The organism is Kitasatospora putterlickiae, from assembly GCF_039527695.1.
Taxonomy (GTDB): domain Bacteria; phylum Actinomycetota; class Actinomycetes; order Streptomycetales; family Streptomycetaceae; genus Kitasatospora; species Kitasatospora putterlickiae.
This window is the reverse complement of the sequence record NZ_BAAAKJ010000142.1, coordinates 18851-23985: the sequence shown is the minus strand read 5'-3', so window position 1 is coordinate 23985 and position 5135 is coordinate 18851. Positions and strand designations below refer to the sequence as shown.

Annotated in this window: 5 protein-coding genes; all 5 read left to right on the top strand. The window is 73.3% G+C overall.

Annotated features, from left to right (window positions below; genetic code table 11):
- Positions 1-188: hypothetical protein (locus tag ABD308_RS15140; RefSeq protein ID WP_344333807.1), on the top strand; the 188-nt coding region annotated here is incomplete at its 5' end.
- Positions 185-1642 carry an MFS transporter gene (locus ABD308_RS15135; RefSeq protein ID WP_344333805.1) on the top strand — a complete coding sequence of 486 codons (1458 nt, stop codon included), beginning with the start codon at positions 185-187 and terminating at the stop codon, positions 1640-1642. The genes ABD308_RS15140 and ABD308_RS15135, both read left to right, overlap by 4 nt.
- A gap of 14 nt (positions 1643-1656) precedes the next feature.
- Positions 1657-3099, top strand: coding sequence for a cytochrome P450 (locus tag ABD308_RS15130; RefSeq protein ID WP_344333803.1), 1443 nt, complete (start codon positions 1657-1659; stop codon positions 3097-3099).
- Positions 3100-3166: 67 nt separating this feature from the next.
- Complete coding sequence (locus ABD308_RS15125) at positions 3167-3751, top strand: DUF2867 domain-containing protein (RefSeq protein ID WP_344333801.1); 585 nt, start codon at positions 3167-3169, stop codon at positions 3749-3751.
- 609 nt (positions 3752-4360) lie between these two features.
- Positions 4361-5135: beta-ketoacyl [acyl carrier protein] synthase domain-containing protein (locus tag ABD308_RS15120; protein ID WP_344333799.1), on the top strand; the 775-nt coding region annotated here is incomplete at its 3' end.

Here is a 5135-nt window from a genome sequence, read left to right as displayed (position 1 = left end):
CGGCGCCGGCCGCCGCTCGCACCCTGCTCGTCCGGGCGGCCCGGCCGCTCGGCGGAGCGACGGCGGCGGACGCCCCGCACTGGGAGGAGGCCGACGACCTCGTCGAGGTCGCCGCCGACCACCTCGCCCTGATCGAGGCCGAGGCCGCCGCCACCGCCGAGGCGATCGAGAAGTGGATCGAGGCATGAGCGACAACCACGATGGGCGTGGAAAGGGCGGGCCCAGACGGGGCCTGGCCATCGCGGTGATCCTGGTCGGGGTGTTCGTCTCCGCGGTGGACATGCTGATCGTCAACGTCGCCTTCCCCCGGCTGGAGGAGTCCTTCCCCTCGGCCGGCCTGACCGGGCTGTCCTGGGTGATGAGCGCCTACGCGATCACCTACGCCGCGCTGCTGCTGCCGAGCGGGCGCTGGGCCGACCGCTCCGGGACCAAGCAGGTCTTCCTGCTCGGCCTCGGGGTGTTCACCGCCGCGTCCGCCGGCTGCGCGGCGGCGCCGAACCTGGAGGTGCTGATCGCCACCCGCGCCCTCCAGGGCGTCGGCGCCGCGCTGATGGCCCCCAGCTCGATGAGCCTGCTGCTGGGCCTGTTCCCGCCGAGCAAGCGGGGTGTCGCGGTCGGGCTGTGGACGGCGGTCGGCGGGGTCGGCTCGGCCGCCGCGCTGCCGCTGGGCGGGCTGCTGGCGGAGGTCGACTGGCGCTGGGTGTTCGTCGTCAACCTGCCCCTCGGGGCGGTGGCGCTGCTGCTCGGCGGCTGGTCGCTGACCAGCTCCCGCACCGAGGCCGGGCCCCGCCCGGACCTGCTCGGCATCGGCCTGCTCGCGGTGTCGGTCGGCGCGGTCGTCGGCACCATCTCGCAGGGCCAGGCTTGGGGTTGGACCAGCGCGCAGGTGATCGGCCTGTCGGCGGTCGGCGTGCTCGGCCTGGTGCTGACCGTGCGCCGGGCCCGGCGCCACCCGGCGCCGGTGATCGAGCCGGCCCTGCTACGGATCCGCAAGGTCGCCCTCGGCAACGTGGCGACCGGCTTCTTCTTCATGGGCGTCGGCGCGATGGCGCTGTCGACGATCCTGTTCCTGACCCAGGTCTGGCGGCACACGACCCTGCGCGGCGCCCTGGAGATCGCGCCGGGCCCGGTCGCCGCCACCCTGTTCGCGGTGCCCAGCGGCATCCTGGCCGTCCGGTACGGCGCGCACGTGGTCGGCGCGGTCGGCGCCGGCCTGTTCGCGGCGGGCGGCCTGTGGTGGGCGCTCGCGGTGGACGGCACGCCGGACTTCACCGGCACCTTCCTGCCCGGCGGGATCATCGGCGGCATCGGCTTCGGCGTGATCCTGCCGGCGCTGGCCGCCGCCTCCACCCTGGCGCTGCCGCCCGAGCGGGTCGCCACCGGCACCGGCATGGCGTCGATGTCCCGGCAGATCGGCATGGCGCTCGGCGTGGCCGTGGTCTCGGCCGTGCTGACCGGCCACCCGGGCGTCGGCACCTACCGCACCGCGTTCCTGATCATGGCCGGCGCCAGCCTCGTCAGCGGGCTGGCCCTGTTCGCGATCGGCCCGGCCACCCCACCCGCCCCGGCCACCCCACCCGCCCCGGCCGCCCCAGGCGGGGAGCACCAGCCAGAGCAGCTGTCCCGAGCGGCAACGAGTTAAGGAAACCGAGAACCATGGACCACTCCAGCAACACGCACGACACGGCGGCCGCCTCCGGGGGCAAGTGCCCCGTCGACCACTCCGCGCCGGCCGCGCAGACCGTCATCCCGTCCTCCGCGCTGCCCGCGGTGGAGATGGCACGGATGCGGCAGGTGCTGAGCATCTGGGCCCGCCCCGAGCCGTACCTGAAGACCTGCCGCGCCAAGTACGGCAGCCGCTTCCGGGTCACCATCATCCCCGGCGTGCCGCTGTACGTGATCTCGGCCCCGGAGGACGTCAAGCAGATGTTCCTGGCCCCCCGGGACGTCCTGCACACCGGCTCCAGCAACACCCCGATCGAGAAGTGGACCGGCCGCAACGGCCTGGCCTGGCTGGACGAGGCGGAGCACACCAGCCGCCGCCGCGCCGTCATGCCGGCCTTCCGCGGCGACGCGATGAAGCGCGTCGAGCAGGCGGTGTACCGGCTGGCCAAGGAGCACGTGGCGTCCTGGCCGCGCGACCGGGCCGTGGGCGTGCACCCCTTCGCGCACGCCTACACCACGAAGGTCATCATGGAGGTCCTCTTCGGTGAGCACCGCCCCTCCAACGAGGCGGCGATGTTCGAGGAGGTCATGAAGATGCTGACCTTCAACTCCAAGCCGTCCACCATGAAGCCGTTCCACCTGCTGCCGCCGAAGAAGCTGCGCCGGATGCGGCTGTTCCGGCCGAACGGCGTCAACGAGTTCCTGGTCCGCCGGGACCGGGTGCACGCGATGGTGAACGCGGCGATCGAGGAGCGCCGGCGCTCCGGCGCCGAGGGCGACGACCTGCTCGGCGTGATGCTCGGCATCCGCGACGAGGACGGCAACCCGCCGAGCGTCACCGAGATGCGCGACGAGATCATGACCCAGTTCCTGGCCGGCACCGAGACCACCGCCTCGGCGATCTGCTGGGCGCTGGAGTTCCTGACCCGCCACCCCGAGGCGGTCGAGAGGCTGCGGGCCGAGATGGCCGCCGGCGACACCGACGAGTACCTGACCGCCGTCGTGCACGAGGTGCTGCGGCTCGGCCCGCCGATCCAGCAGATCGTGCCCCGCGAGGTGGTCAAGCCGGTCGAGCTCGGCGGCGTGCGCTACGCGCCCGGCGACCGGCTGTGGGCCAGCGCCTACCTGCTCAACCGGGACGAGCACAACTACCCGGACCCGGACGCGTTCAAGCCGGAGCGCTTCCTCGGCGTCAAGCCCGCCTCGCACACCTGGATCCCGTTCGGCGGCGGCCACACCCGCTGCCTCGGCGACCGGATCGCGCTGATGGAGCTGAAGGCCACCCTCACCGAGATCCTGACCACCACCGACGTGCGGCGCGTCGCCGGCGAGGCGGTGCCCGCGCACAGCCGCACCGTCGTCAACATCCCCAAGGACGGCGCCCGCATGGTGTTCCACCCGCGCCGGGTGAGGGCCGCGGCGGCCGCCCGATGAGCCGCGGGTAGCTTGACGAACCAGACCGCGCACAACGCTTTTGCGTATCACGAGAGATGAGGCAGGCATGAGGATCCCGAACACCGCGTTCACGGATCGGCCGTGGCGGATCCACGAGTACATCGGGGACTTCGACATCGAGGACGTCTGGGATCTGGACACCCCCGGCGGCCCCGACGGTCTGGCCCGCCTGGTCCGGCAGTTCAGCGGCGACGGGACCGACTTCCACCCGTCCCCGGCCTACCGGCTGCTCTTCGCGATCCGCTGGAAGCTCGGCGCCGTCATGGGCTGGGACACCGCCGCCCAGGGCATCAGCCCGCGCAACCCGTCGCTGCGGGAGCGGCTGGCGGACGACCTGCGCGACGGCACCCGCGGCCCGGACCTGAAGACGGTGCCGATGAAGTCCGTCTACCAGACGGACACCGAGTGGGTCACCGAGGTCGTCAACCAGACCGTGCACGCCGTGATGCACATCGGCTGGGTGGACGACGGGAACGGCCGGTTCCACGCCCAGATGGCCGTGCTCGCCAAGCCGAACGGCACGCTCGGCAAGGTCTACATGCCGGCGATCCTGCCGATCCGCCGGGTCTTCGTGACGCCGAACCTGGTGAAGACCATCGGCCGCACCTGGCACGGGCGCAAGGCCGCCTGACACCGGCGTCGTCCACCGCTGCCGCGCGAACCGCATGGTTCGCGCGGCAGCGGTGTGTTGCGGGGTGACCACCCGTGCATCATCTGGCGCGTTGGGAAAGTCCACCGCCGTTCCCCACCATCCACCCCCCACCCGCCTGCCGGCGGGTGCCCGCCCCGGGCCCGGCCGCGTGCCACCCAGCCGGGCGGCACGCGGCGCTGGTGGGGCGGTCTTCCACCTGCGTCGTGCCGTCCACGGAGGTGAGACCTGTGCGTGCAGGGGGGAGCGCGTCGCCGCCTGAGATGCGCCGTCCTGCGGGTCCGAAGGGGCTCCGGCAGAACGGGGCCTCTTGCTTTCGGCAAGCACGTCACCCTGCTCCAGCGGCTGCGCGCGGCCGGGTGCCGCCGCGCTGGACCGGACCGAAGCCGCCTGAAATCGTCCGTAGGCGGCCGCACCGGGCTCCGGCGCGGCCGCCCACACGCGTGTTTGCGGTCGTGTCGTGGTCACGTCCGAAACCTTCCGGCCCGGGTTCGGCCGGAAACTCGTCCGAATCGGCGCCCCGAAAACGTATCTGCGGAGCCCGTCGCCCGATCGAAGTGTCGACAGGGGTAGCGAGGGTCGGGAGCTCTTATGGGTGGGAACGAGTTCGGGGACGGGCTCACCGGGGCGGGTCGCGAGGCGATCGCCGTCATCGGAATGTCGTGCCGGGTGCCCGGCGCCGAGGACCTGCGGTCCTTCTGGAAGCTGCTGGCCGCAGGGGAGGAGGCCGTCGCGGCGCCGCCCGCGGGCCGCTGGCCGGAGGGCGTCGCCGAACTGGCGCGCCACCCCCGGGCCGGGTTCGTGGCCGGCGTCGGCGACTTCGACGCCGGGTTCTTCGGGATCTCCCCGCGCGAGGCCGCGGCGATGGATCCGCGCCAGCGCATGGTGCTCGAACTGAGCTGGGACGCCCTGGAGGACGCCTACCTCCCGCCGGACAGCCTGCACGGCAGCACCACCGCCGTGTTCCTCGGCGCCACCGGCGACGACTACGCCTCGCTGGTGCACCGCCGCGGCGCCGACGCGCTGTCCCACCACTCCGTCGCCGGGCTCAGCCGGGGCCTGATCGCCAACCGGGTGTCGCACCAACTCGGCCTGCACGGGCCGAGCCTGACCGTCGACACCGTCCAGTCCTCCTCGCTGGTCGCCGTTCAGATGGCCTGCGAGAGCCTGCGCTCGGGCGCCGCCCGGCTCGCTCTCGCCGGCGGCGTGCACCTCAACCTGGCACCCGAGACCACGATCGCCTTCGCCCGCGCCGGCGCGCTCTCGCCGGACTGCCGCAGCCACACCTTCGACGCCCGCGCCAACGGCTTCGTCCGCGGCGAGGGCGCCGGCGTGGTCGTCCTCAAGCGCCTGGCCGACGCCGTCG

Coding starts and splice junctions, on each gene's coding strand:
- ABD308_RS15135 (WP_344333805.1), top strand. CDS start 185: ATGAGCGACAACCACGATGGGCGTGGAAAGGGCGGGCCCAGACGGGGC.
- ABD308_RS15130 (WP_344333803.1), top strand. CDS start 1,657: ATGGACCACTCCAGCAACACGCACGACACGGCGGCCGCCTCCGGGGGC.
- ABD308_RS15125 (WP_344333801.1), top strand. CDS start 3,167: ATGAGGATCCCGAACACCGCGTTCACGGATCGGCCGTGGCGGATCCAC.